Origin of the sequence: Jannaschia maritima, from assembly GCF_030973515.1 — a bacterium.
GTDB lineage: Bacteria > Pseudomonadota > Alphaproteobacteria > Rhodobacterales > Rhodobacteraceae > Jannaschia > Jannaschia maritima.
The window spans coordinates 112,899-136,096 of the sequence record NZ_JARGZA010000001.1; the positions used below are offsets into that span (position 1 = coordinate 112,899).

Genomic DNA, 23,198 nt, shown 5'->3' on the forward strand with positions numbered 1-23,198 from the left:
CCTGGCCGGAAGCCTATGGCCTCGCCAGGACAGGCACAATGCCGAAACCGCGCCGGTGAATCATGTGTCGCGGACCGGGCCGCCGCGCGCGCGCGCCAACGCCGCCGGGACCGGCAGGGGCGCGCGCGGACCCGCCGCGCGCCCCCCCGCGGGTCACTTCGCCGCGTTCGCGGCCTTCGCGGCCTCCTCCCGGCTTTCGACGATCTCGTCGATATGGCCCCAGTCCTTCGCCTCCTCCGGCGTCATCCACTTGTCGCGGTCCAGGGCCTTCTGCACGACCTCGAAGTCCTGACCCGTGTGCTTGACGTACAGCTTGTACAGCCGCTCGCGGTTGCGCTCGATGTTGCGGGCGGAGATCAGGATGTCCTCCGCCGTGCCCTGGAACCCGGCGGACGGCTGGTGGACCATGAACTCGCTGTTGGGCAGGCTGAACCGCATCCCCTTCTCGCCGGCCATCGACAGGACCGACCCCATCGACGCGGCCAGGCCGCAGACCAGCGTGGACACCTTCGGCTTGATGTACTGCATCGTGTCGTAGATCGACAGGCCCGCGGACACCGATCCGCCGGGGCTGTTGATGTACATCGCGATCTCCTTGTCGGGGTTCTCCGCCTCCAGGTGCAGAAGCTGGGCCACGACCAGCTGGCTCATGCCGTCGTGGACGGGGCCGTTCACGAAGATGATCCGCTCCTTCAAAAGACGGCTGAAGATGTCGTAGGCCCGCTCCCCGCGGGAGGTCTGCTCGACCACCATGGGGACGAGGTTCATCTGATAGGTCTCGACTGGGTCGCGCATGTCCTGTCCCTCTCGCCTGACGACCGCGCGCGCCGCGACCGTCGTGGAGGTGGCAGAGTAGGGTCCCCGCCGGGGGGGTTCAAGGCGGGGCAGGGTCCCGCGGTGACGCCGCGAACGAGGTATCGGAGGCGTAGTGTCGAAGGGTTAATGGCGCGGTTCGATCTGCAAGATGCCACGAAGGTCTAGAAGCGGCGACGTAAGAACTGCGGGACGGGTCCGGAGTCAGTCATGGGCGACCATTATTGGGGAGGCTGCAAAGGTCTCGAGGGGAGGAAAGCGAACTTTCGCTGCAGGTGCAAAACAGGTTCCTGAGTCCCCGTAATAGGAGTGTCCGCAACCGGTCGGTTCTGCTTTGTTAACCGCGTGGATGCTCGCCATCGTCGCTCAAAATGTATCCAGACTGGTCGAGGTCAGTTCGCTAACGTGATCGACTGTTCTTGGGCCAGGCAGTGCCACGATGCCGGCATCCTGCTCCCGCACCCATGCTAGTGCCGCGCCCGCAAGCGACGTACCGTTCTCTTGTGCCAGAGCTTCAATCTGATCACGCGCCTTGGAGAACTCCGGCGCTTCATCTGTTGCGGCCGATCTCTGGCGGTAGTCGTCATCGGCGTAGATGCGCCTCGGCCTAACCACTGCGCCGCGTGCTAGTGGCGAGTACGCGAGGAAGGCCATGCCGCGTTCGGTAAATGATGTTGGCGCTTCATCGACGTCCAAATCGTCGGATAGCGGGGAGAATGCGTTCTGCACACATGCAATGGCAACGTTTCGCGCGACCTCCCCGGCTCGCGACGCCCCCGATCTAGATAAGCCGAAGCGATCGACCTTTCCCTCCGCTATCAAGAGCTTAATCATTCCCGCCACTTCCGCATCGTCGACTTGGGGGTCGGGTCGGTGCTGGAAGAGGAGATCGATCCGTTCGCTGTTCAGACGACGCAGAGATGCATCCACGGAGACACGGATCGCATCCGGGCGGCTGTTAGGGCGAAGGGTGCCGTCGGTGCCGGCTTCCAGCCCGAATTTTGTTGCGATGAGGCAATGCTTGTGACCTGCAAGGGTACATCCCAAGAGACGCTCGTTCTCTCCATCGGTATAGAGTGGTGCCGTGTCGAAGAGACGAAATCCCATGTCCACGGCCGAATTGATTACGGCTCGAGCATCGCGCGGGTCGATTTTGCCGTAGAGCCCGGTCAGCGCCATGCATCCGATGCCTATCCGACCGGGACCGGCTAGATCTAAGGCATGGGCTGCGGCGTCCTTTGCCTGCGTCATCTCTCACCGCCGCTCGAAGGCTGCCATCGTTAGTGCGAAAGCCTCAGCCGCCCTGTCATGCCGCAACACATGAGCTTCGGTGGCATACGTCTTCACGAGATCGATGATAGTTCGGTCGACTTCGCGGCGGTACTCTTCATCCGTGTCGCGGCCAGAAGCAGTAGGAATGGTAGGATCCAAATGTGTCACGAAAAGCAGGTCGTAGTCGGGCAGCCACGACAGGCAGAGCGCCGTCAGACGTTCCATGCGATCGGCCTGGACATGGCGGTCAGTGACGCGCAACGCCGCGATTAGATACCCCAGTGCGTCCAGGATCGGGCGATCGACCAGGATGATATCGTGTTCTGGCGATGCGGCGGCTTCCGCTCGGATCGTCTCGCCCATCATCCAGGCCGTGCTCTCGAAGGTGTGGTGGCGCAGGATTGGGAGGCCGATCGAGCGAGCTACCCGGGCATCTGGATGGACGCGCGCAGCAGAGCAGCCGAGGACTTGAAACCGTGCTTCCAAAGCATCGAGGAACGTCGTCTTTCCTGTCGAATGCGTACCGGCCACGCCGATTTTGAACGGTCGCCTCATAGAAGCCTGCCCTGCCTAACGTCCAGTACGTCAGCGGCGTTCAGTTCGGCCCTGCGTGCAGGTACCGCGATGGGCTCCATTAGGTGCTGGAACAACAACGCGCAGGCCGCGGCATCGTAGAGTGCGGAATGGCGAGACGCGCCATCCGACAGACACGCAGCCCCAACGTGCAGATCGTACGCATCAATCAATAGGGTCAGCCCATGATTGCGCGCCGGAGCGAGGCGCCGGGTCATGCGCAGGGTGTCATATGCGGCCGGCGGGTGCCATCCGGGAAAGGCACGTTGGAGAAGCCTGAGGTCCACCGACACGTTGTGCCCAAGAATGGGCCTGTCTGCGAGCGTCTCCATTACGTCCGAGCGTATCGCCTCGACAGGAGGTGCTTCGGCGACATCTGCATCTGTCAGGCGGTGGATGCGTGTGGCCTGCGGCGTGATGCATCGATCAGGTCGGACCCGCCAATGCCGGACGCATCCTGTCGGCACGATGCCGCAAATCTCCACAAGCGCTAGATCGACGATCTCGGGCGGAGACGCCCCGCTGCCTTCGAGGTCGACCGCCCAAATGTATAGGCTTTCGTCCATGTATCACGTTCCCCAGCCTTGCTCCGCGCGGCCATGACGTCCCTCAAGATGGGGATGCGAGCGGTCGTGAACCTGGAATCCCGTGGCATGCTGGATGGCGTATCTCTGCTGTTCCGTACTTCCCGTCACGGTCAGATGCCCCGAGGCCATGACGGTGCCGTCCGGGTTCAGCCCGACGCGGTGGATCCATCGCTCGATCTCAGTTCGCGATGGATTTCGGTGGGCATCCGAGCACCGGCCCACCTGCGCGGCGGGGCAGATATCGCAGATTGCCGGAATGCCGTAGTGACCGTTGTAGTCCGGCAGCCCGTGTGCGTACGCGACCGCACAGGAGGTCTTGCGGAACAAGGGGATGGCGTTCTCACCGGTCCCAAAGCCGTCGAGAATGCGGCGCTCTAAGTCTTGAGGGAGGATCTTTCTGCGGGCGACGTCGTCATAAAGGTCCGACACACCGGCGGACCGTAGGTAGTCCCTGATCTCTTCGCGGTGGAACAAGCCGGTGAAGACGCAGGCATCGGCGAGCTGCGCCAAGTGCTGCGCCTGTTCGATCCGCGCCCGGTCATCGTTGAGGCCGGCGACGATGGGACGCCAGTAGAGCACCGAACGCGTCCGGCGTTTCGAGGATTGCAACGTGCGAAGGGTCTCCGAGGCGACCCCGCTGTCGATCGGTTCGATGCGGGGATCGGTTATGCCCGACCACGTAACGAGGACGGTGACCTTGAGGTTGCAGAGAGCCTCAAGGCGGGCAACGTCGGCCTCCATAATCTTCCACCGGGTGATGACAAGCACGTGATTCTTAAAGCCCTGCCTGTCGAGAAGCTGTAAGGTTGCAAAGAGGTGGTCCTTTACGCGCGGCAGGAAAGGGTCCGTCGCCCTATTAAAGATCTGAATTGGAGTCTTGTCGCGAACGAAATAGGGGTGGGCCGTGAGACGATCGACCGCGTCTGCGTCCGGCATCACCAGATGTGGACGCTTCATCTCGTAGTTGCCGAAGAGGTGGCGCACGCAGTAGCCGCAGTCGAGCGGACAGCCGACAATGTGATTCAGGCTCAGGCCCGACTTGCGATATTCTACCACGTCGCGAAGGGCGGGATCGAGGTCGGACGGCGCGGGTCGCAAGCTGGAAGTGGCGTAGGCGAGATTAGGGGGTTCAGGAAATGGCATGTCCCATCCTTCCCAGTTGTGTCGGGGTCTAATGCTCCAACGGTACTCCCGAAACCGTAAGCCGATCACCGTAAGCCGGTCTAGGTCTATTCCAAAACACAGTTAGCCTCTGCTTTTCGTGGGTTCGGCTCACCAATGCAGTCGCTGGTGCCTGATCCTACCGTAATACCTAGCTCGTTTCCCGCATTGAAGCGTCTCCAGTACAGCTTCGCGTGTCGTCGAACGTTGCTGTGGGACATTATCTGCTTCCAAGAACGTCCGCTTCGGGCCAGAAGACGTATTCACAGTCAAGGACCCCTAAGAGCGGTCTACCTGAAGATCTAGTCACTCTCCTACACCGGCCGCCGGGTCCGGCGGCTTGGATGTCGAACAGTCTGAGTATCCATCCGTCCGGCCCACTTTTCGGATTGGCGACAAGCATGCCTCTGCTCGACTGATCCGCCTGACACATCGCCCTACATCCTGTCCGCGCCGGGGCAGACCTACGCAGTCGAAGGCCGCGAGTGCGCCGCCTGACCCTCGGCCCGCGACGCGGCCTGCGCCCTACCGGACCACCCCCGCACCGAACGTCTTAACGACGCAACCCCGGCGCAACGTGCGGTGCCGATATGCCGATGCGTATGTACGGGGGGTGTACGGGGGGTGTACGGGGGGTGTACGCCCGATTTTTCTGATCGCGCCGAAAATCGCCGTCGGCGTTCACCCGGCCTTAACCGCGCGGCCCATCGCGATTCGTCGTCGTGGGAAACGGAGGGGGAATGGTGGGTGATGAGGGATTTGAACCCCCGACATCTTCGATGTGAACGAAGCGCTCTACCACTGAGCTAATCACCCGTCCGGGCGGCGGATACCGTTCCCCGCAGCGGGGTTCAAGACCCGATCAGGTCAGCACGAACCGGTCCCGCTTGCCGATCCACAGCCTGCGGCCCGGCGCGGCGTCGACCGCCGCGTTGGGGTCGTCCGCCTTGTCGCCGTCCAGCCGCACGCCGCCGCCCGCGATCAGCCGCTTCAGCGCGCCGCGGCTCTGATCCGGCTGGGCGGCCGCGCACAGGTCCAGCAGCGTGGCACCGTCCGTCAGGCCGTTTACGGGCAAGGGCACGTGGTCCGCCTCCGACGGCGCCTTCTTCTGCACGGTGCGCTCGAAATGCGCGCGGCCCGCATCGCCCGCGCCGGAACCGTGGAACCGGTCGGTCACGTTCGCGGCCAGGGCCTTCTTGATCCCCATCGGGTTCTCGCCCGCTTCAAGAGCGTCCGTCATCCCCTTGATTTCGCTCGCGTCGAACGTCGTCGTCAGCTCCAGGTAGTTCGGCAGCATCGCGTCCGAGATCGACATCAGCTTGCCGAACATCTCCTCCGCCGGGTCGGTCAGGCCGACATAGTTGCTCTTGGACTTCGACATCTTGTCGGACCCGTCCAGGCCCACCAGCAGGGGCATCGTCATCACCGCCTGGCCCGGCTTGCCCGCGGCCTCCTGCAGGTGGCGGCCCATCAGGTTGTTGAACAGCTGGTCCGTGCCGCCCAGCTCGATGTCCGCGTCGATCATCACGGAATCGTAGCCCTGCAGGATCGGGTACAGCAGCTCGTGCAGGTGGATGGGCAGCCCGTCGGCGAACCGGCGGCGGAAGTCGTCGCGCGTCATGATCTGCGCGACCGTGACCTGAGACATCAGCCGGATCGTGCCCGCCAGGTCCAGCCGTCCGTGCCACTCGCTGTTGCGCCGCACCTCGATCCGGTCGGTGTCCACGACGCGGCCCAGCTGGGCCAGGTACGTCTCCGCGTTCGCGGCGATCTCGTCGGCCGACAGCGGCGGTCGCATCTTGTTGCGCCCCGTCGGATCCCCGATGGAGGCGGTGAAGTCGCCGATGATGACGACGATCGTATGGCCCGATTCCTGGAAATCGCGGAGTTTCTGCAACACCACCGCATGCCCCAGATGCAGATCCGCCGCCGTAGGATCAAACCCCAACTTCACCCGCAGGGGGCGGCTTTCGGCTTCTGCCAGGGCCAGCTTCTCCTTCAGGCCGTCCTCCGGCTCCATGATGGCGACGTTGGACAGCAGGCGGTACAGCATGGGGGTTCCGAACGGGCAGGGACGTCAAGGGGTTGGTGGCGGAGAGACAGGGATTCGAACCCTGGGTAGGCTTGCACCCACAACGGTTTTCGAAACCGTCCCGTTCGACCACTCCGGCACCTCTCCGCGCGGGGTCGTGGCGGGGCTTCTATCAAAGCCGCCCCGACGCGCAAGGGTGCCCGAACGGTGTGCGAAACCGGCCCCGACGCCCGCGCCCGTGGCGATTGTGTCGTTTTCGTGTCTTTTTTTTCGTGTGGGGTCGGTGTTCACTCATCGTTAACCATACGGGTGACCAACATCCGATGGTGCAGATTGGGATGGTGGACATGAAGATCAGACGATTTGCGGGCCTGGCGCTCGCCTGTGCGATGACATGCGTGGGACCGGTTGCGGTCGCGGGCGAGGGTGGTGCGACGACGGCCGGGCTGGAACGGCCCGCCGGCCGGGTCGCCGATCTGGTGCACGCGGCCCGGCTGTCCGATCTGATCGGGGTGATCGCGACGGAAGGGGCCCGCCACGGGATTGGCCTGGAACGCTCGCTGTTCCCCGGTCAGGGCGGTGCGGCCTGGGCCGCGACGGTGGCCGACATCCAAGCGCCCGACCGTCTGGTGGGCCTGGTGGCGCACGCGATCGACGCGGAGCTGCGCGGCCCCGAAAGCGCCGCCGCCTTGGCCTTCCTGCGCACCGACCTCGGCCGCAAGATCACGGGTGCCGAGATCGCATCGCGTGAGGCGATGCTGGACCGCGACGTCGAGCAGGCGGCTCAGGTCGCCGCCGGCCGCATCGACCGCGACCGCGACGACCACGCCGCTCTGGTGGACCGGATCATCGACCGTCTGGATCTGGTGTCGTCCAACGTGTCCGGTGGCCTGAACGCGAACTTCGCCTTCTACCGCGGATTGGGCGATGGCGGCGCGATGCGCGAGCGCCTGACCGAGGGCGAGATCCTCGCCATGGTCTGGGACCAGGAACCGGAGGTTCGGGATGCAACGTCGCGCTGGCTGACGGCTTACCTGACGATGGCGTATTCCGAGCTGACGCAGGACGAGCTGCGCCGCTATCTGGCCTATCTGGGTACGGATGCGGGACGACGCTACAACGCGGCCCTGTTCGCGGGCTTCGGGGCCGTGTTCGAGGTCACGTCCTACGAGTTGGGCCGCGCTGCCGCCCGCTTCATGGCGTCGAGCGAGATCTGATCCCGCGCTTGACACGGCGGGCCCCCTGTGGGACTGCGCCGCACCTGGGCCGCAGGCATCGCTTGCGGCCTTCGCTATTCATCGCCCCGTCCCGGGGCCGCAGTCCGAGGTGCGGCATCGCCGCGCGAACGCCCCGATCCGGGGGACCGCAGGGCGCGACAGACACAGGAGATGGCGCATGTTCGCTGTCATGAAGACCGGCGGGAAGCAGTACCGCGTCACCCCCGGCGACGTCCTGCGCGTCGAGAAGCTGGCCGCCGATGCGGGCGAGACCGTGCAGTTCAACGACATCCTGATGGTCGGCGGCGACAGCGTCACCGTCGGCTCGCCCATGGTCTCGGGCGCCGCCGTGCAGGCCGCCGTGATCGACCAGATCAAGGGCGACAAGGTGATCCACTTCGTGAAGCGTCGGCGGAAGCACTCGTCCAAGCGCACGAAGGGCCACCGGCAGCACCTGACCCTGCTTCGCGTGACCGAGATCCTGGAAACCGGCGCCGACGCGTCGGGCGTGAAGGCGGCCATCGGCGCTGGATCCGCGCCGGACGCGGCGACGGTCGAGACGCCCGCCCCCGTGAAGGAAGCCGCCAAGGTCAAGGAGACGGCGCCCGTCCTGCCCGACGCCGCCACCGAAGGGTCGCGCCCGGACAACCTGCTAGCGGAAGCCCGTGGCGGGCAGCCCGACGACCTGAAGAAGATCAAGGGCGTCGGACCCAAGCTGGAAGGCGTGCTGCACGAGATCGGGGTGTTCCACTTCGACCAGATCGCCGCCTGGGGCCCGGAGGACGTGGCCTACATGAACGACCGTCTGTCCTTCAAGGGACGGATCGAGCGTGACAACTGGATCGAGAAGGCGACCGAACTGGCCGCCGAGAAGGAGTAAGTCGATATGGCACACAAGAAAGCCGGTGGCTCCTCCCGCAACGGCCGCGACTCCGCGGGCCGCCGCCTGGGCGTCAAGCTGTACGGGGGCGAGCATGCGATCCCGGGGAACATCGTCATCCGCCAGCGCGGCACGCGCTGGTACCCGGGCGAGGGCGTGGGCATGGGCAAGGATCACACGATCTTCGCCAAGGTCGAAGGCGCCGTGACGTTCCGCAAGGGCTTCAAGGGTCGAACCTTCGTTGACGTGGTCCCGCAGGTGGACGCCGCCGAGTAAGCCGATCCGATCCGGATCACCCGAAGGGGGTCGGCCACGCCGGCCCCCTTCGTCGTTTCACGGCACGACCCCCGGGAGGAGGTGCCGATGACCCCGAGCCCCCTGCCTGTCGCGTCCGACGCGCTGCCCGTCCTGACGGCCGCCGCGTGGTCCTGCGTGCGCCCGTCGAAGCCGACGTGGAAGCGCGGATGACCCTCGGCCGGTGTCCACGGATCCTGCGTGGCTATGGAATTACCGCGGACGACGCACCCACGATCGATCGCGTGGCCGCGACCGTTTGGGTGAAGGACGCCCGGAAGACCGGGTCTTGGATCGTCGAATGGAACGGCGGGCCGATCGGCACGGCCCGCCTGCATTCCGTCGCTTCGCACGACGCACGCGCCACCGTCGCGCTCGGTTTGGTCGACGGACGCGCATTGAGCCGGGAATTTGGCTCGAAAGCTCTGTCCTTTGTGCTCGATCACGCCTCCGATGCCTTGCGGCTGCATCGCCTCTGCCTCCGGGTCCTCGCATCAATTGCGCCCGCCATCCGCTGCTACGAACGGGCTGGCTTCGTCCTCGAAGGGCGGGACGGGAAAGCCGCGCTGACCGGTTGGGGCCGCGCGGACGACCTGATCCATGGCGTGCTGGCTGGGGACCGACCATGAGCGTCGCGGTCGGTGCCTTCGCAGTCTTCGCTGCCAGTCAGATCGGCACGCCGGGGCCGGCGAACATGGCGGTCATGACGGCGGGGGCAGCGCATGGGTTCCGCGCCGTCCTGCCGTTCCTGACGGGCGTGATCCTGGGCAAGCAGCTGATCATCTGGCCCATGGGGTTCGGTCTGCTCGAACTCGCCCGTGCCGCACCGCTCGTGTTCGAGGCCCTGAAATGGATCGCAGCCGCGTACATCGTCTGGCTGGCTTGGCGCGTCGCGAACACGCGGCTCGGCGAGGCGGCGGCTGGCGACGTTCCCGGCTTCGCGTCCGGGCTGATCGTGCACCCGATCAATCCAAAGGCCTGGGCGATGATCACCGCCGGCTTCACGTCGTTCACAGCCATCGGCACCCCGGCACCCGTCGCGACGGCCTGGATCGCGGGCGTCCTGCTGACGGTCCAGCTGGTGCTGCAACCGCTCTGGGCCTTCGGCGGCGCGGCCATGGCCGCCCGACTGCGGGGCAGGCCGGCGGAACGATACCTGATGTGGACCTTGGCGGCGCTGACGGTGCTGTCGGTCCTGTTCGTGCTGTTCGGAGGAGGAAACGCATGACACCCCAGAAGGCGCCCATCCGGCTGGATCGGATCGCGAATGCGGGCCAGCGGGTGGTGGAAACGCCGCGCCTGTCGCTCCGCCCCATGCGCCGGTCCGACATGGGCCTGATCGAGATGTACACCTCCGACCGCCGCGTGGCCGAGATGACGCGCGCGATCCCGCATCCCCTGCCACCCGGCATGACGGACGACTTCGTCACGCGGACCCTGTCCGGCGATCGGGCGGAGGTGATCTGGGTCATGGACGCCTCCGCCCACGACCTGACGGAGGTGGTGGGCCTGATCGGCCTGACGCCGATGGACCGCGATCAGGCGGAGGTCGGGTACTGGGTCGCGCCCGTGGCCTGGAACACAGGCCTCGCGACCGAAGCCCTGCGTGGCCTCATGGACGCGAACCCCCTCGGCCATGCGCAGGTCTTCGGCACCGTGTTCCAGGACAATCCGGCCTCGGCCCGGGTGCTGACCAACGCGTCCTTCGATTATATCGGGGACGCGGAGGCGTTCTGCGTCGCGCGCGGCGCGGTCGTGCCGCAATGGACCTATATCCGGCAGATGGCTTGAGGGTGGTGGTGCCGATCGATAGGCGCGGGCCATGAAGTTCCTCGATCTGGCCAAGGTCCACATCCGCTCCGGCGCGGGGGGTGGCGGCGCGGTGTCGTTCCGCCGCGAGAAGTACATCGAGTACGGCGGCCCCGACGGCGGCGATGGGGGTCGCGGCGGCGACGTCGTGGCGGAGGCGGTCGAGGGCCTGAACACGCTGATCGACTTTCGGTATCAGCAGCACTTCTTCGCCAAGACCGGGCAAGGCGGGATGGGCAAGCAGCGCACGGGCCGCGACGGCGCGGGGATCGTCCTGCGCGTCCCCGTGGGCACCGAGATCCTGGAGGAGGACGGCGAGACCGTCATCGCGGACCTGTCCGAGGTCGGGCAAAGGGTCGTCCTGGCCCAGGGTGGCAACGGCGGCTTCGGCAACCTGCGGTTCAAGTCGTCGACCAACCAGGCGCCGCGCCGCGCGAACCCAGGTCAGCCCGGGGTGGAGCGGACGATCTGGCTGCGGCTGAAGCTGATCGCCGACGTGGGTCTGCTGGGGCTGCCGAACGCCGGCAAGTCCACCTTCCTGGCCGCTACGTCGAACGCCCGCCCGAAGGTCGCGGACTATCCGTTCACCACGCTCGTCCCGAACCTGGGCGTCGTCGCCGTGGACGGGGTCGAGTTCGTCGTGGCCGACATCCCCGGCTTGATCGAGGGGGCGCACGAAGGACGTGGCATCGGCGATCGGTTCCTGGGCCATGTCGAGCGTTGCAGCGTCCTCCTGCACCTGGTCGACGGGACCGCGGGCGACGTGGTCGCGGATTATCGCACCATCGTCCGGGAACTGGATCTCTATGGTGCGGGCCTCGCCCAGAAGCCGCGCCTGACGGTCCTCAACAAGGTCGATGCGGTCCCGCAGGGCGACCTCGAATCCCGCAGGGAGGCATTGGTCGCAGCGTCGGGCGGTCCGGTGCTGTGCATGTCGGGCGCCACCGGACAGGGCGTCACGGACGTCCTGCGCGCCTTGCGGCGGCACATCGCGGCGGACGCGGCGGCGGAGGACGAAGGAGACGACGGCGCATGGTCGCCCCTCTGACGCTGGACGGCGCCGGGCGCATCGTCGTCAAGATCGGGTCCGCCCTCCTCGTCGATCCGGCTGCCGGAACGATCCGCGACGCTTGGCTGCGGGGCCTCGCCGCGGACGTGGCGGCCCTGCACGCGAACGGGTGCGAGGTCGTCCTGGTCTCGTCGGGGGCCATCGCCCTGGGGCGGCGGGTCCTCCGCCTCGATGGCGAATTATCCCTGGAACAATCGCAGGCGGCCGCGGCCGTGGGCCAGATCCGGTTGGCCGGGGCGTACCGGGACGTGTTGCAGCCGATCGTGGCCAGCCAGGTCCTCCTGACGCTCGACGACAGCGAGGATCGTCGCCGCTATCTGAACATGCGCGCGTCGTTCGAGATGCAACTGAAGCTGGGCGTGGTGCCCGTCGTGAACGAGAACGACACCATCGCGACCGACGAGATCCGGTTCGGCGACAACGACCGCCTGGCTGCACAGGTCGCGGTCATGGCGGGCGCCGACCTCTGCGTCCTGCTGTCCGATGTCGACGGCCTCTATACGGCGAACCCCAACCTCGATCCGACCGCCGAACATCTGGCGGAGGTGGCCGAGATCACGCCCGGGATCGCCGCGATGGCCGGCGAGGGCGTGTCCGGGCTGTCGAAGGGCGGGATGATCACCAAGCTGATGGCGGCCCGCACGGCCATGGCGTCGGGCTGCGGTCTTATCATTACCCGCGGCGACGTGGATCAACCCCTGACCGCCCTCGCGGACGGGGCGCGGGCGACGCGGTTCCGGGCGCAGGGCGACCCGCGCACGGCCCGCAAGCGATGGATCGCCGCGATGAAGCCGCGCGGCGCCATCGCCATCGACGCGGGCGCGGCGCAGGCGCTGTCCGACGGCCGGTCGCTGCTGCCCGCGGGCGTCACGTGGGTCGGCGGCAGCTTCGGGCGGGGCGAGCCGGTGACGATCGAAGGACCGGACGGCACCGCGCTGGGCCAGGGCCTGATTCGCTATACCGCCCAGGAGGCCCGGACCATCAAGGGCCATCGCAGCGGTGACATCCCGGGCCTGCTGGGATATCCCGGCCGGGCCGCGTTGATCCATCGCGACGATCTGGCGACCTGAGACGGGGGGCGGAACGGTGAAGGACACCATGGACGACGCGGCCACGCTGATCGACCGCATGGGCCGGGCCGCCCGCGCTGCGGCATCGCAGCTGTCCCATGCCAGCGCCGAACGCAAGCACGCCGCCCTGATCGGCGCGGCTGACGCGCTGTGGTCGACGCGGGACGTGGTGCTGCTCGCCAACGCGGAGGACATGGTCGCGGCCGAGGCGAAGGGACTGTCGCCGGCGATGCTGGACCGTCTGGCGCTGGACGACGGACGCATCCGCGGCGTCTGCGATGGGTTGCGCGCAATCGCGGAACAGCCCGACCCGGTGGGCCAGGTGCTGGCCGAATGGACGCGGCCCAACGGCCTGACGATCCGCCGCGTGCGGACCCCCCTGGGCGTGATCGGCGTTATCTACGAATCCCGCCCCAACGTCACCGCCGACGCGGGCGCCCTGTGCCTGAAGTCGGGCAATGCCGTCATCCTGCGCGGTGGGTCCGAATCCCTGCATTCGTCGCGTGCGATCCATGCCGCGATGGCGGAAGGGTTGCGGCAGGCCGGGCTGCCGGAGGCCGCGATCCAGCTCGTTCCCACCCGCGACCGGGCCGCCGTGCAGGCGATGCTGACCGCGGTGGACCACATCGACGTGATCGTGCCGCGGGGCGGCAAGGGACTAGTCGGCCTGGTGCAACGCGAAGCCCGCGTGCCGGTGTTCGCCCACCTCGAGGGGATCTGCCACATCTATGTCGGCGCGACCGCCGATCCGGCCATGGCGCTCGAGATCGTGCTGAACGCCAAGACCCGCCGGACGGGCATCTGCGGGTCCATGGAATGCCTGCTGATCGACTGGCGGTTCCATACGCAGCATGGTCCCGTGCTGGTGGAGGCGCTGCGCGACGCGGGCGTCGAGGTTCGGGCCGACGGCGAGTTGGCGAAGGTCGACGGCACCGTTCCCGCCAGGGCGGACGACTTCGGGCGGGAGTTCCTGGACATGATCTGCGCGGCCAAGCTGGTCGACGGCGTGGACGAGGCGATCGATCATATCCGTGCCCATGGGTCGAATCACACGGACGCCATCGTGTCGGAGGACGCGCAGGCCGTCGCCCACTTCTTCGAGCGCTTGGATTCGGCGATCCTGATGCACAACGCATCCACCCAGTTCGCCGATGGGGGGGAGTTCGGGATGGGCGCGGAGATCGGCATCGCGACCGGCAAGATGCACGCCCGCGGCCCCGTGGGCGCGGAGCAGCTGTGCAGCTTCAAGTACCTGGTCAGCGGGAACGGGGCCGTGCGGACCTGATCGCACGGGCGCCGCCGCACCCCCGGCGGCCTAACGCTCCACGACCCCGATCGCGTCCATCATCGCCGCGAACGCGATCCGGTCGGCGTCCGGGGTCGTCGCGCGTCCAACGACGATAGCATCGAACCGTTCGCGCAGTGCCGTCTTCTCCTCGCCCTTGCAATCGTTCCAGGGCCGGTTCTGCAACGCCATCTCGAGGACGTAGAACCCTATGAAATGGGGGCGGGTGCCCGCGGCGATCAGGGAGGCATAGGCGGCGTCCGCGCCGGCCCGGCGGAACGCGTCGACCGTGCCGAGCCCCACGCCGGCCAGCGCCTCGCCAAGGGCGGGGCCGATGTTGCGCAGGGTCGTAACGGAATCGCCGGACATGGAACCACCGTCCCATCCGGGCGGCATCGGTTCAACGAAAATCACGAAAGCGACCCCGCCCTGGGAGGAGGTAGGACGGGGCCGCATGTTTCTCGGCGACCGGATCAGGGAGGAGGAAGACCCGGTGCCTCGATGTCCCGACAGTTAAGCTGCACCGCGGCGCCATCAATGCTGCATCTGCGAAAAACGGGTCCTTCGGCGGGAAGAACACGAATTCGCACGAATGTTTCCCATCGGCGCGACCAGACGAACGAAACGGGATCCGCATTCGGCCTGTTTGGCGGGCAAGTCGACTACGACGCGGCCCTCCGTGTCAGGTGACGTCCGAGAACAGTTGCATCACCACGATCCCCGCCACGATCAGAACGATTCCGATCACCGCGGGGGTGTCCAACCGCTGCCCGAAGGCCATCCAACCGATCACGGCGATCAGCACGATCCCCAAACCCGACCATATCGCATAGGCGACGCCGACCGGTATGGACTGCAACACCAGTGCGAGGAGGCCGAGCGCTCCGCCATAGGCCACGATCGCCACCGCGGTCGGCCCCAACCGCGTCAATCCCTCCGATGCCTTCAGGGCGGAGGTCCCGATCACCTCGAACGCGATCGCGAACACGAGATAGACCCACGCCATCCCTAGCGCCCCACGTACCGGTCGCGCCGATGGTTCACCGCGATCACCAGATTGACGACGACCGCCCCCAGAAGGGACGCGGCGACGAGCAGCGGGTCCAGCACCGCAAACGCTGCGGCGAACAGGATCGCGTCGAAGCCCAGTTGCACCCATCCCGCCTGGATCCCGAAGCGTTCCTGCATCCATAATGCCAGGATCCCCACGCCGCCCAGCGAGGCGCCATGCCGGAATATGGCGATCAGACCCATGCCGATCACCGCGCCGGCCAGCGCCGACGCCACCCAGGGCGACAGGAACGAGACGTCCATCACGGCATCGAGGAGGGGGGTCGCCACCGAGACGACCGTGACCGCGATGGCGGTCTTCGCGACGAAGCGGGGCCCCATCCGGATCCACCCCAGCACGTAGAACGGCAGGTTCAGGACGAAGAACCAGAACGCGAACCCATAGGGGGTGGCATAGGACAGCAGGACGCCCAATCCCGCCGTCTGCCCCGTGATCAGCCCGGCGCTCTGAAGCAGGACGACGCCCAAGGCGCACAGGCTGCACCCCAGGGCGAAGGCCTGCGCATCCTCCCAGGGGGTGTGCCGGGTCGCGCCGCGTACATGCGGTTCCGCGTTCGTGTCGGATGAGGCCATGGCGACCTGATAGGGGCCCCGCGCCGGACATGCCAGCGCGAGGCGCGCGGGGGCATCCGGCTAGAGCGCAGCTTGCAGGTTCTCGTCCACCTTCTCGAGGAACCCCATCGTCGTCAGCCACTCCTGGTCCGGTCCGACCAACAGGGCCAGGTCCTTCGTCATGTGACCCAATTCCACCGTGTCCACGACCACCTTCTCCAACGTCTCGACGAAGTTGGACAGCTGCGCGTTGTCGTCCAGCTTGGCCCGGTGCTTCAGGCCGCCGGTCCAGGCGAAAATCGACGCGATGGAGTTGGTCGACGTCTCCTTGCCCGCCTGGTGCTGGCGATAGTGGCGCGTGACCGTGCCGTGCGCCGCCTCCGATTCGACGATCTTTCCGTCCGGCGTCATCAGCACGGACGTCATCAACCCGAGGCTGCCGAAGCCCTGCGCGACGGTGTCCGACTGCACGTCCCCGTCATAGTTCTTGCACGCCCAGACATAGCCGCCCGACCACTTCATCGCGGACGCCACCATGTCGTCGATCAGACGATGCTCGTAGGTGATGCCGGCCTCGTCGAACTTCGCCTTGAACTCGGAATCGAAGATACGCTGGAAGATCAGCATGAACTGACCGTCGTACTGCTTCATAATCGTGTTCTTGGTCGACAGATAGACGGGATAGCCCCGCGACAGGCCATAGTTGAAGGACGCCCGCGCGAAGTCCTCGATCGACTTGTCCAGGTTGTACATCGCCATCGTCACGCCCGACGACGGGGCGTCGAAGACCTCGTGCTCGATCGTCTCGCCGTCCTCGCCCACGAACTTGATCGTCAGCTTGCCCGCGCCGGGGAATTTGAAGTCGGTCGCGCGGTATTGGTCGCCGAACGCGTGCCGGCCTACGATGATGGGCTGCGTCCAGCCCGGCACCAGCCGCGGCACGTTCGAGCAAATGATCGGCTCCCGGAAGATCACGCCGCCCAGGATGTTGCGGATCGTGCCGTTCGGGCTGCGCCACATCTTCTTCAGGCCGAACTCCTCCACCCGCGCCTCGTCCGGGGTGATGGTCGCGCACTTCACGCCGACGCCGACCTCCTTGATCTTCTCGGCCGCGTCGACCGTGATCTGATCGTCCGTCGCATCCCTGCTCTCGATGCCGAGATCGTAGTAGAGCAGGTCCACGTCGAGATACGGCAGGACCAGCTTGTCCTTGATGAACTGCCAGATGATGCGGGTCATCTCGTCGCCGTCGAGCTCGACGACGGGGTTCTCTACCTTGATCTTCGACATGGGCGTTCCTTCGGGCTGATCGTTCGCGCACCGTCTAGCGAAAGCGCGTCCCGGGGGAAAGCGTATGCCGCGGCATGCCGCGGGCGGATCGCCGGGTCGCCGTCAGTCGCCCGCCGGGGCGCCGGACCCATCGGCCGTCGCGGTCTCCACGGCCGGACGCGGGCGCGCGTCGAGCAGGAGGACGAACAGCGTGCGCTGATCCGGCATTCCCGTGACGGTCAGGCCCGCCTCGGCCTGAACGGCGCGCAGACCCGCCTGCGTGTCGCGCCCGAAATACCCATCGGCCTGCGCGATGGCGTGCCCTTTGTCCCGCAGGGCATCGTTGATCTGATCCAGCACGGCGGCATAGATCGCGATCGCGGTGTCGTTCTCGCCCTCCAGCGCCACCACGCGCGATTTCTCCCGCAGGGCGTCGGGCAGCAGCAGCCGGACCATCCGGTCCAGCGCCTCGGCCGTGCGCGTGTCGGACGGAAGCTGACGGCAGATCGAGGACATGAGCGACAGCAGCGATTCCGTCGTCTGCCACGGTGTCAGGTCGTAGATCCCGTCGAACTGCTGGTTCAGCGCCGTGACGTAGCCTTCGATCCAGCCGCCATAGGCGGGGACGTCGGGGCTGCGCCATTCCATGGCGGACAGATAGTCGACACAGGTCAGCAGCCCGCCGCCCTCGATCGCGAAGCGCCCCTCGCCGTCGGCGGCGAAGGCCGACGAAACGGTCAGCGAAGCGCATACGGCCAGCGCGGGGATGCGACCCCTCACGCCGACACGCTCCGCGCCCGCAGATAGGCCGCGCCCCCTAGTCCGAGCGCCGCGAGATAGAGCGCCAGAGCGCCGGGCAGGGGTATCGGCAGCGGAACGGTCACGTTGTCGTCATCGTCGAACTCGACAATGCCGCCTCCACCACCGCCGCCACCGCCAGTGGGACCGCCGCCCGTCGTGCCGCCGCTCCGCCGGTTCGTCGTCCCGCCAGGCGTCGTGCTCGCCGTCCGCACGAACGTGTCGCGGGGCGGAACCTCGAACGCGGCGAGTTCGCCCGGGATGGGCAGCAGCGCGACCGGTTCGCCCGTCGCCAGGTCCGCCAGCACCACGTCGGACAACACGTCGGGGCAATCCGGCTCGGCGACGACGACGTCGGACAGGACCGTCGCCGCCAGCAACACGATCGGGCCCTTCACGTCGACATCGTAGGTCGAGCCCGCCGCCTCGCTGGGATAGATCCAGACGCTGTCCGAACCGACCCCGCTCGGGGGTGGCACGTCGATCGTCAGGTTCCACCGGGGCTGCGCGACGAAGGATGCCGGTTCGACCGCCTCGTCGAGCGATCCGCCCATCACGCCCGGCATCGCAAACGCACTTCCGTCGGCGACGTCGTCCAGCGACCCCACCCCGCTCGGCGATGCCATCCGGACGGGCACGAAGTCGGCGAACGTGTCCGCACCGGAGCTACCGATGAGGATCTGCATCCCGTCGAACAATCCGGCCACGGCGTCCAGACGGGCGGGATCGACCTCCATCTCGACGGGGGCCGTGCGCCAGATCGATCGCGACTCGTCGCGAGCGTCTGGAATGCGAACCGCAACGCGGTTGAGGGGGTCGGCAGCACCCGACGCCGCCTCGGCCGCGTACTCGTACAGCCATCCGAGGCCCGCGCCGTTGTCCGCTCGCGCGAACTCCACCAGCGTGCCGACGGGCAGATCGACGTCCCACCGACGGATATCCGCGGGCACGGGTACCACGCCACACGGCTCGATCGCCGCCGGATCGTCCAGCCCGAAGGTCAAGCCGCTCAGCGGGTCGGGTGCCGCCAATCCGCCGTTCCGCGTTCCGGGGCCGAAGAACGGCGTATCGACGAACGACATCGCCCGCGACGGCGGCAGGATCGAGAATGCGGACGCCAACCCCGGCGTCAGCGCGGCCGCGAACGCGATGGTTCCCAAACCGAACCTGGAAACGCCAGCCAAGGCCCGCGCCCTATTTGTCGATATCTCTGACATGCGGCCGAATTACCTACGAAAAATCCTAAAGCAACCTTACCAAAACGCGACGCCGCGTCCTCATTTCCGAAACGACGAACGGCCGACGCCGAACCCCTTCGATACTCCCACCTAAACGCTTGATCGGCCTAAGGTTTCCACATGGCGCCCATTCGCGGTCGCCGTTAACCATGGTGGAAGGAAGAGTCCGTGCTGCAACGGAACGGCATTCACCGCGACGTTTCGGTCAATCGGCGTTCGACGTATTGCTTCACCGATTCTATCATCGGGTCCATATAGGGATCCTCGAAGAAGTGCCCCGCACCCTCCATCTCCTCGTGGGTGATGGTGATGCCCTTCTGCTCGTGCAGCTTGCCGACCAGGGACGCCGTGTCGTGCGGCGGCGCCACCCGATCGCTCCCGCCGTTTATGATCAGGCCGGAGGACGGGCAGGGGGCCAGGAACGTGAAGTCGTACCGGTCCGCGGGGGGCGACACGCTGATGAAGCCTGTGATCTCGGGGCGTCGCATTAATAATTGCATCCCGATCCAGGCACCGAAGCTGAACCCCGCCACCCAGCAGTGCTTCGTGTTCGGGTTCATAGACTGAAGATAGTCGAGCGCGCTCGCCGCATCCGAAAGCTCGCCCACGCCCTGATCGTATTCCCCCTGGCTGCGGCCCACCCCGCGGAAGTTGAACCGCAGGACGTTGAAGCCCAGGGCGTGGAAGGCATAATGCAGGTTGTACACGACGCGATTGTTCATCGTCCCGCCGAATTGCGGGTGCGGGTGCAGCACGATCGCGATCGGCGCGTCCTTGACCTTCTGGGGATGGTATCGCCCCTCCAGCCGCCCCTCGGGGCCGGGGAAGATCACTTCGGGCATATGGGCCCCCTTGTTCCGGTAAGCATCGGGCAGGTATGCGAGCCCGGCGCGCACGTCAATCGGAGGGCCGGATGAAGCTTAGCACCAAGGGCCGCTACGCGATGGTCGCCCTGACGGATCTGGCGTTCCAGGGACCCGACTCCCTGTCCACGCTGGGCGACGTGTCCCGCCGCCAGGACATCAGCCTGCCCTATCTGGAACAGCTCTTCGTGAAGCTGCGGCGCTCTGGCCTGGTGGTCAGCGTGCGCGGGCCCGGCGGGGGCTATCGCCTCGCGCGTCCGCCGAGTGAGATCCGGGTCTACGACATCCTGGCTGCCGTGGACGAGAAGGTGGACGCGATGCAGAAGGGACCCGCGGCGTCGGGCGGCGCGTCCGGCAGCCGGGCGCAGAGCATGACGAACCGGTTGTGGGAATCGCTGTCCGCCCATGTCTATGTCTTCCTGCACCAGACGCGGCTGTCGGACGTGGTCGGCAACGACCTGACGCCGTGCCCGGCCGTGCCCAACCTGTTCCAGGTCGTGGACGAGCGGGAGTGATCGGCGGGCCCCGCGTCTATCTCGACTGGAACGCGACCGCGCCGCTGCGGCCGGAGGCACGCGATGCGATGGTGGCGGCGATGGACCTGGTCGGCAACCCGTCCTCCGTCCATGCCGAAGGGCGTGCCGCCACTGCCCTGATCGAACGCGCCCGCGCCCAGATCGCCCGGGCCATGGGCGCGCAGGGCGCCGACGTCGTCTTCACCTCCGGCGCGACGGAGGCCGCGGCCCTCGCGATGGCGGGCCGCGGGCTGAAGATCGCGCCGGTGGAGCACGAAGCGGTCCTGGCCTGGGGGGATGCCGCGCTCGTCGTGGACGGGGACGGCCGGGTCGCGGTGGACGACCCCCCGGCCACCGCGCTGCAATCGGCCAACAGCGAGACGGGCGTGATGCAGACGCTCCCCCCCGGCCTCGCCGTCAGCGACTGGACGCAATCCTTCGGCAAGCGCCCTTGCGCCTTCGACTGGTCGGGCGTCGACATGGTCGTGGTCAGCGCGCACAAGCTCGGCGGGCCCAAGGGGATCGGCGCGCTCGTGATGCGCCGCGGACTGGACGTCGCGGCCCGCATCCGGGGCGGTGGCCAGGAGATGGGGCGCCGCTCCGGAACGCAGAACGTGGTCGGCATCGCGGGATTCGGGGCCGCCGCCTCGGCGGCGGCCCGCGACGTGGACGGGGGCGTCTGGGACGGGGTTGCGCAACTTAGAACTTTTCTAGAAACAAGTCTTGCGGCGCCGGAGGGCCCGACTATTTCCGTTGGGAAGGGCGCGGACCGGCTGCCCAACACGTCCTGCCTGATCACGCCGGGCTGGCCCGGCGCGACGCAGGTGATGGCGATGGACCTGGCCGGGTTCGCGGTATCGGCGGGATCGGCCTGTTCCAGCGGCAAGGTCCGGTCCAGCGCGGTGCTGGGGGCGATGGGATACGGGGCGGGCCAGGCCGACTGCGCGATCCGCGTCAGCCTGGGCCCCACGACGACGGCCGAGGAGGTGGAGCGTTTCGCGCGGGCCTTCCTGACGGCGAGGGATAGGAGACGGCGATGAACGCTTTGGACACCGATATCCGCGAGGGCGTCGATCGGGACACCGTGGAGGCCGTGAAGTCCCTGTCGGGGACCTACAAGCACGGCTGGAACACCGAGATCGAGATGGAGTACGCCCCCAAGGGCTTGTCGGAGGACATCGTACGCCTGATCTCCGCCAAGAACGACGAGCCCGAGTGGATGCTGGAATGGCGCCTGGACGCCTATCGCCGCTGGACCAAGCTGCGCGAGCCGCGTTGGGCGATGGTCCAGTACCCGGAGATCGACTTCCAGGACCAGTACTACTATGCCCGGCCGGCCAGCATGGCCGAAAAGCCGAAATCCCTCGATGAGGTCGATCCGAAGCTCCTGGAAACCTACAAGAAGCTCGGGATCCCCCTCAAGGAGCAGGCGATCCTGGCCGGCGTCGAGGCCCCGGAGGGGGCGGACGACCGCAAGGTCGCGGTCGACGCCGTGTTCGACTCCGTGTCCGTGGGGACGACCTTCCAGAAGGAGCTGGCCAAGGCCGGCGTGATCTTCTGCTCCATCTCGGAGGCGGTGCGCGAGCATCCGGACCTCGTGCGCAAGTACCTGGGCTCCGTGATCCCCGCATCCGACAACTACTATGCCACGTTGAACGCCGCCGTCTTCTCGGACGGCAGCTTTGTCTACGTCCCCAAGGGCGTGCGATGCCCCATGGAATTGTCCACCTATTTCCGCATCAACGCCGAAAACACCGGCCAGTTCGAGCGCACGTTGATCATCGCCGACGAAGGGTCCTACGTGTCCTACCTCGAAGGATGCACCGCGCCGCAGCGCGACACCGCGCAGCTTCACGCCGCCTGCGTGGAGCTCGTGCTGATGGACGACGCCGAGATCAAGTATTCCACGGTCCAGAACTGGTATCCGGGCGACGAGGACGGCAAGGGCGGGATCTATAACTTCGTGACCAAGCGCGCCGATTGCCGCGGCAAGCGGTCCAAGGTCATGTGGACGCAGGTCGAGACCGGCTCCGCCGTGACCTGGAAGTACCCGTCCTGCATCCTGCGCGGCGACGACAGCCAGGGCGAGTTCTATTCGATCGCCATCGCCAACAACATGCAGCAGGCGGACACCGGCACGAAGATGGTCCACCTGGGGAAGAACACGAAGTCGCGGATCGTGTCGAAGGGGATCAGCGCGGGGCGTGCGCAGAACACCTATCGCGGCCTCGTGTCGATGCATCCGAAGGCGAAGGATTCGCGAAACTACACCCAGTGCGACAGCCTGCTGATCGGCTCCGCCTGCGGGGCGCACACGGTCCCCTACATCGAGGTCAGGAACAACAGCAGCCGGGTGGAGCACGAGGCCACCACGTCGAAGGTGGACGACGACCAGTTGTTCTATTGCCGGTCGCGCGGGATGGACGAGGAGGAGGCCGTGGCCCTCGTCGTGAACGGGTTCTGCAAGGAGGTCCTGCAGGCCCTGCCGATGGAGTTCGCGATGGAGGCCCAGCAACTGGTCGCCATCTCGCTCGAAGGATCGGTCGGTTGAGGGCGCCGCGCAGGGACATCCACGACCGGGGCGAGGCGGCGGACTATGCCCGCAGGTTGGAAGCCACGGGCACGGACACGAAGAAGGCCGCCGCCCACGCGCAGGCCCTGGCGCTGGCGTTGAAGGAGATCCGCGCCTCCGACCGCGAGCTGTTCGATATCGGGTTGAAGAACGCGCCGACGCGTCTGTTCGACATCCCCTCGGTCGTGATCGGCATCGGCATCGGCGCGATGTTCGGCCTGTTCATAGGCGCGGGCGGCCTCTGACGAAGGCGGGGGC

At 66.8% G+C, this 23,198-nt stretch carries 26 protein-coding genes and 2 tRNA genes; 13 read left to right on the top strand and 15 right to left on the bottom strand.

Features of this window, described 5'->3' with window-relative positions; genetic code table 11:
• Positions 1 to 153 precede the first annotated feature (153 nt).
• The 8 genes from P0084_RS00550 to P0084_RS00585 form a co-directional block, all read right to left on the bottom strand.
• The gene (locus tag P0084_RS00550) at positions 154 to 795 is read right to left on the bottom strand and encodes an ATP-dependent Clp protease proteolytic subunit (protein ID WP_308914848.1); all 642 of its coding nucleotides are present in this window, start codon (positions 793 to 795) and stop codon (positions 154 to 156) included.
• 384 nt (positions 796 to 1,179) lie between these two features.
• The gene (locus tag P0084_RS00555; RefSeq protein ID WP_308914849.1) at positions 1,180 to 2,064 is read right to left on the bottom strand and encodes an aldo/keto reductase; all 885 of its coding nucleotides are present in this window, start codon (positions 2,062 to 2,064) and stop codon (positions 1,180 to 1,182) included.
• A 3-nt stretch (positions 2,065 to 2,067) separates the two neighbouring features.
• Positions 2,068 to 2,640 carry an AAA family ATPase gene (locus tag P0084_RS00560; RefSeq protein WP_308914850.1) on the bottom strand — a complete coding sequence of 191 codons (573 nt, stop codon included), beginning with the start codon at positions 2,638 to 2,640 and terminating at the stop codon, positions 2,068 to 2,070.
• Entirely contained in the window at positions 2,637 to 3,224 is a 588-nt protein-coding gene (locus P0084_RS00565) for a 3'-5' exonuclease (protein ID WP_308914851.1), read from the bottom strand. The genes P0084_RS00560 and P0084_RS00565 overlap by 4 nt, the downstream gene beginning before the upstream one ends.
• A 3-nt stretch (positions 3,225 to 3,227) precedes the next feature.
• Entirely contained in the window at positions 3,228 to 4,388 is a 1,161-nt protein-coding gene (locus P0084_RS00570; RefSeq protein ID WP_308914852.1) for a radical SAM protein, read from the bottom strand.
• Positions 4,389 to 5,147: 759 nt separating this feature from the next.
• A tRNA-Val gene (locus P0084_RS00575) sits at positions 5,148 to 5,222 on the bottom strand.
• A gap of 46 nt (positions 5,223 to 5,268) precedes the next feature.
• On the bottom strand, positions 5,269 to 6,459 hold the full coding sequence (gene tyrS / locus P0084_RS00580; RefSeq protein ID WP_308914853.1) for a tyrosine--tRNA ligase: 1,191 nt from the start codon (positions 6,457 to 6,459) through the stop codon (positions 5,269 to 5,271).
• Between the two features lie 36 nt (positions 6,460 to 6,495).
• Positions 6,496 to 6,585: transfer RNA gene (locus P0084_RS00585), tRNA-Ser, on the bottom strand.
• 200 nt (positions 6,586 to 6,785) lie between these two features.
• Here P0084_RS00585 and P0084_RS00590 point away from each other — a divergent pair.
• The 9 genes from P0084_RS00590 to P0084_RS00630 all read left to right on the top strand — a co-directional run bounded on the left by P0084_RS00590 (position 6,786) and on the right by P0084_RS00630 (position 14,062).
• Positions 6,786 to 7,655 (top strand): DUF2059 domain-containing protein, encoded by an 870-nt coding sequence (locus P0084_RS00590; protein WP_308914854.1) that lies wholly within the window; start codon positions 6,786 to 6,788, stop codon positions 7,653 to 7,655.
• A gap of 178 nt (positions 7,656 to 7,833) precedes the next feature.
• Positions 7,834 to 8,535 (top strand): 50S ribosomal protein L21, encoded by a 702-nt coding sequence (locus tag P0084_RS00595; protein WP_308914855.1) that lies wholly within the window; start codon positions 7,834 to 7,836, stop codon positions 8,533 to 8,535.
• Between the two features lie 6 nt (positions 8,536 to 8,541).
• Positions 8,542 to 8,811 (top strand): 50S ribosomal protein L27, encoded by a 270-nt coding sequence (rpmA, locus tag P0084_RS00600; protein WP_308914856.1) that lies wholly within the window; start codon positions 8,542 to 8,544, stop codon positions 8,809 to 8,811.
• Between the two features lie 188 nt (positions 8,812 to 8,999).
• A complete protein-coding gene (locus P0084_RS00605) occupies positions 9,000 to 9,458 on the top strand; it encodes a GNAT family N-acetyltransferase (protein ID WP_308914857.1) in 459 nt (152 codons plus the stop codon).
• Entirely contained in the window at positions 9,455 to 10,057 is a 603-nt protein-coding gene (locus P0084_RS00610; RefSeq protein WP_308914858.1) for a LysE family translocator, read from the top strand. Before P0084_RS00605 ends, P0084_RS00610 begins: the two co-directional genes overlap by 4 nt.
• Positions 10,054 to 10,620 carry a GNAT family N-acetyltransferase gene (locus P0084_RS00615; RefSeq protein ID WP_308914859.1) on the top strand — a complete coding sequence of 189 codons (567 nt, stop codon included), beginning with the start codon at positions 10,054 to 10,056 and terminating at the stop codon, positions 10,618 to 10,620. The genes P0084_RS00610 and P0084_RS00615 overlap by 4 nt, the downstream gene beginning before the upstream one ends.
• Before the next feature lie 31 nt (positions 10,621 to 10,651).
• On the top strand, positions 10,652 to 11,686 hold the full coding sequence (obgE, locus tag P0084_RS00620) for a GTPase ObgE (protein WP_308914860.1): 1,035 nt from the start codon (positions 10,652 to 10,654) through the stop codon (positions 11,684 to 11,686).
• Positions 11,671 to 12,777, top strand: a complete 1,107-nt coding sequence (gene proB / locus P0084_RS00625) for a glutamate 5-kinase (protein ID WP_308914861.1) — start codon at positions 11,671 to 11,673, stop codon at positions 12,775 to 12,777. The genes obgE and proB overlap by 16 nt, the downstream gene beginning before the upstream one ends.
• Positions 12,778 to 12,805: 28 nt before the next feature.
• A complete protein-coding gene (locus P0084_RS00630) occupies positions 12,806 to 14,062 on the top strand; it encodes a glutamate-5-semialdehyde dehydrogenase (protein ID WP_374213574.1) in 1,257 nt (418 codons plus the stop codon).
• 30 nt (positions 14,063 to 14,092) lie between these two features.
• Here P0084_RS00630 and P0084_RS00635 read toward each other — a convergent pair whose 3' ends face one another.
• The 7 genes from P0084_RS00635 to P0084_RS00665 form a co-directional block, all read right to left on the bottom strand.
• The gene (locus P0084_RS00635) at positions 14,093 to 14,431 is read right to left on the bottom strand and encodes a TfoX/Sxy family DNA transformation protein (RefSeq protein WP_308914863.1); all 339 of its coding nucleotides are present in this window, start codon (positions 14,429 to 14,431) and stop codon (positions 14,093 to 14,095) included.
• 313 nt (positions 14,432 to 14,744) lie between these two features.
• Positions 14,745 to 15,068: a DMT family transporter gene (locus tag P0084_RS00640; RefSeq protein WP_308914864.1), complete on the bottom strand. Its 324-nt coding sequence runs from the start codon at positions 15,066 to 15,068 to the stop codon at positions 14,745 to 14,747.
• Positions 15,069 to 15,070: 2 nt separating this feature from the next.
• Positions 15,071 to 15,706, bottom strand: coding sequence for a YitT family protein (locus P0084_RS00645; RefSeq protein ID WP_308914865.1), 636 nt, complete (start codon positions 15,704 to 15,706; stop codon positions 15,071 to 15,073).
• A 60-nt stretch (positions 15,707 to 15,766) separates the two neighbouring features.
• Complete coding sequence (locus P0084_RS00650) at positions 15,767 to 16,975, bottom strand: NADP-dependent isocitrate dehydrogenase (RefSeq protein WP_308914866.1); 1,209 nt, start codon at positions 16,973 to 16,975, stop codon at positions 15,767 to 15,769.
• Positions 16,976 to 17,077: 102 nt separating this feature from the next.
• Positions 17,078 to 17,734 carry a peptidoglycan-binding domain-containing protein gene (locus P0084_RS00655; RefSeq protein ID WP_308914867.1) on the bottom strand — a complete coding sequence of 219 codons (657 nt, stop codon included), beginning with the start codon at positions 17,732 to 17,734 and terminating at the stop codon, positions 17,078 to 17,080.
• Positions 17,731 to 18,936, bottom strand: a complete 1,206-nt coding sequence (locus tag P0084_RS00660; RefSeq protein ID WP_308914868.1) for a hypothetical protein — start codon at positions 18,934 to 18,936, stop codon at positions 17,731 to 17,733. The genes P0084_RS00655 and P0084_RS00660 overlap by 4 nt, the downstream gene beginning before the upstream one ends.
• A 242-nt stretch (positions 18,937 to 19,178) precedes the next feature.
• The gene (locus P0084_RS00665) at positions 19,179 to 19,832 is read right to left on the bottom strand and encodes an alpha/beta hydrolase (RefSeq protein ID WP_308914869.1); all 654 of its coding nucleotides are present in this window, start codon (positions 19,830 to 19,832) and stop codon (positions 19,179 to 19,181) included.
• A 71-nt stretch (positions 19,833 to 19,903) separates the two neighbouring features.
• On the opposite strand from P0084_RS00665, the gene iscR reads away from it, so the two are divergent.
• The 4 genes from iscR to P0084_RS00685 are packed head-to-tail and all read left to right on the top strand — an operon-like array spanning position 19,904 to position 23,185.
• On the top strand, positions 19,904 to 20,368 hold the full coding sequence (iscR, locus tag P0084_RS00670) for a Fe-S cluster assembly transcriptional regulator IscR (protein WP_308914870.1): 465 nt from the start codon (positions 19,904 to 19,906) through the stop codon (positions 20,366 to 20,368).
• The gene (locus P0084_RS00675; protein WP_308914871.1) at positions 20,365 to 21,408 is read left to right on the top strand and encodes a cysteine desulfurase family protein; all 1,044 of its coding nucleotides are present in this window, start codon (positions 20,365 to 20,367) and stop codon (positions 21,406 to 21,408) included. The genes iscR and P0084_RS00675 overlap by 4 nt, the downstream gene beginning before the upstream one ends.
• Positions 21,405 to 22,919 carry a Fe-S cluster assembly protein SufB gene (gene sufB, locus P0084_RS00680; protein ID WP_308914872.1) on the top strand — a complete coding sequence of 505 codons (1,515 nt, stop codon included), beginning with the start codon at positions 21,405 to 21,407 and terminating at the stop codon, positions 22,917 to 22,919. The genes P0084_RS00675 and sufB overlap by 4 nt, the downstream gene beginning before the upstream one ends.
• Positions 22,916 to 23,185, top strand: a complete 270-nt coding sequence (locus P0084_RS00685; protein WP_308914873.1) for a hypothetical protein — start codon at positions 22,916 to 22,918, stop codon at positions 23,183 to 23,185. The genes sufB and P0084_RS00685 overlap by 4 nt, the downstream gene beginning before the upstream one ends.
• The last annotated feature ends 13 nt before the right edge of the window (positions 23,186 to 23,198 follow it).

Bases quoted from the DNA above. Each gene is read 5' to 3' on its own strand.
- iscR (WP_308914870.1), top strand. From the start codon at position 19,904: ATGAAGCTTAGCACCAAGGGCCGCTACGCGATGGTCGCCCTGACGGAT.
- P0084_RS00565 (WP_308914851.1), bottom strand. From the start codon at position 3,224: ATGGACGAAAGCCTATACATTTGGGCGGTCGACCTCGAAGGCAGCGGG.
- P0084_RS00650 (WP_308914866.1), bottom strand. From the start codon at position 16,975: ATGTCGAAGATCAAGGTAGAGAACCCCGTCGTCGAGCTCGACGGCGAC.
- proB (WP_308914861.1), top strand. From the start codon at position 11,671: ATGGTCGCCCCTCTGACGCTGGACGGCGCCGGGCGCATCGTCGTCAAG.
- P0084_RS00595 (WP_308914855.1), top strand. From the start codon at position 7,834: ATGTTCGCTGTCATGAAGACCGGCGGGAAGCAGTACCGCGTCACCCCC.
- P0084_RS00550 (WP_308914848.1), bottom strand. From the start codon at position 795: ATGCGCGACCCAGTCGAGACCTATCAGATGAACCTCGTCCCCATGGTG.
- P0084_RS00630 (WP_374213574.1), top strand. From the start codon at position 12,806: ATGGACGACGCGGCCACGCTGATCGACCGCATGGGCCGGGCCGCCCGC.
- sufB (WP_308914872.1), top strand. From the start codon at position 21,405: ATGAACGCTTTGGACACCGATATCCGCGAGGGCGTCGATCGGGACACC.
- obgE (WP_308914860.1), top strand. From the start codon at position 10,652: ATGAAGTTCCTCGATCTGGCCAAGGTCCACATCCGCTCCGGCGCGGGG.
- P0084_RS00570 (WP_308914852.1), bottom strand. From the start codon at position 4,388: ATGCCATTTCCTGAACCCCCTAATCTCGCCTACGCCACTTCCAGCTTG.
- P0084_RS00560 (WP_308914850.1), bottom strand. From the start codon at position 2,640: ATGAGGCGACCGTTCAAAATCGGCGTGGCCGGTACGCATTCGACAGGA.
- P0084_RS00645 (WP_308914865.1), bottom strand. From the start codon at position 15,706: ATGGCCTCATCCGACACGAACGCGGAACCGCATGTACGCGGCGCGACC.
- P0084_RS00605 (WP_308914857.1), top strand. From the start codon at position 9,000: ATGACCCTCGGCCGGTGTCCACGGATCCTGCGTGGCTATGGAATTACC.
- P0084_RS00665 (WP_308914869.1), bottom strand. From the start codon at position 19,832: ATGCCCGAAGTGATCTTCCCCGGCCCCGAGGGGCGGCTGGAGGGGCGA.
- rpmA (WP_308914856.1), top strand. From the start codon at position 8,542: ATGGCACACAAGAAAGCCGGTGGCTCCTCCCGCAACGGCCGCGACTCC.
- P0084_RS00610 (WP_308914858.1), top strand. From the start codon at position 9,455: ATGAGCGTCGCGGTCGGTGCCTTCGCAGTCTTCGCTGCCAGTCAGATC.
- P0084_RS00635 (WP_308914863.1), bottom strand. From the start codon at position 14,431: ATGTCCGGCGATTCCGTTACGACCCTGCGCAACATCGGCCCCGCCCTT.
- P0084_RS00555 (WP_308914849.1), bottom strand. From the start codon at position 2,064: ATGACGCAGGCAAAGGACGCCGCAGCCCATGCCTTAGATCTAGCCGGT.
- tyrS (WP_308914853.1), bottom strand. From the start codon at position 6,459: ATGCTGTACCGCCTGCTGTCCAACGTCGCCATCATGGAGCCGGAGGAC.
- P0084_RS00615 (WP_308914859.1), top strand. From the start codon at position 10,054: ATGACACCCCAGAAGGCGCCCATCCGGCTGGATCGGATCGCGAATGCG.
- P0084_RS00640 (WP_308914864.1), bottom strand. From the start codon at position 15,068: ATGGCGTGGGTCTATCTCGTGTTCGCGATCGCGTTCGAGGTGATCGGG.
- P0084_RS00590 (WP_308914854.1), top strand. From the start codon at position 6,786: ATGAAGATCAGACGATTTGCGGGCCTGGCGCTCGCCTGTGCGATGACA.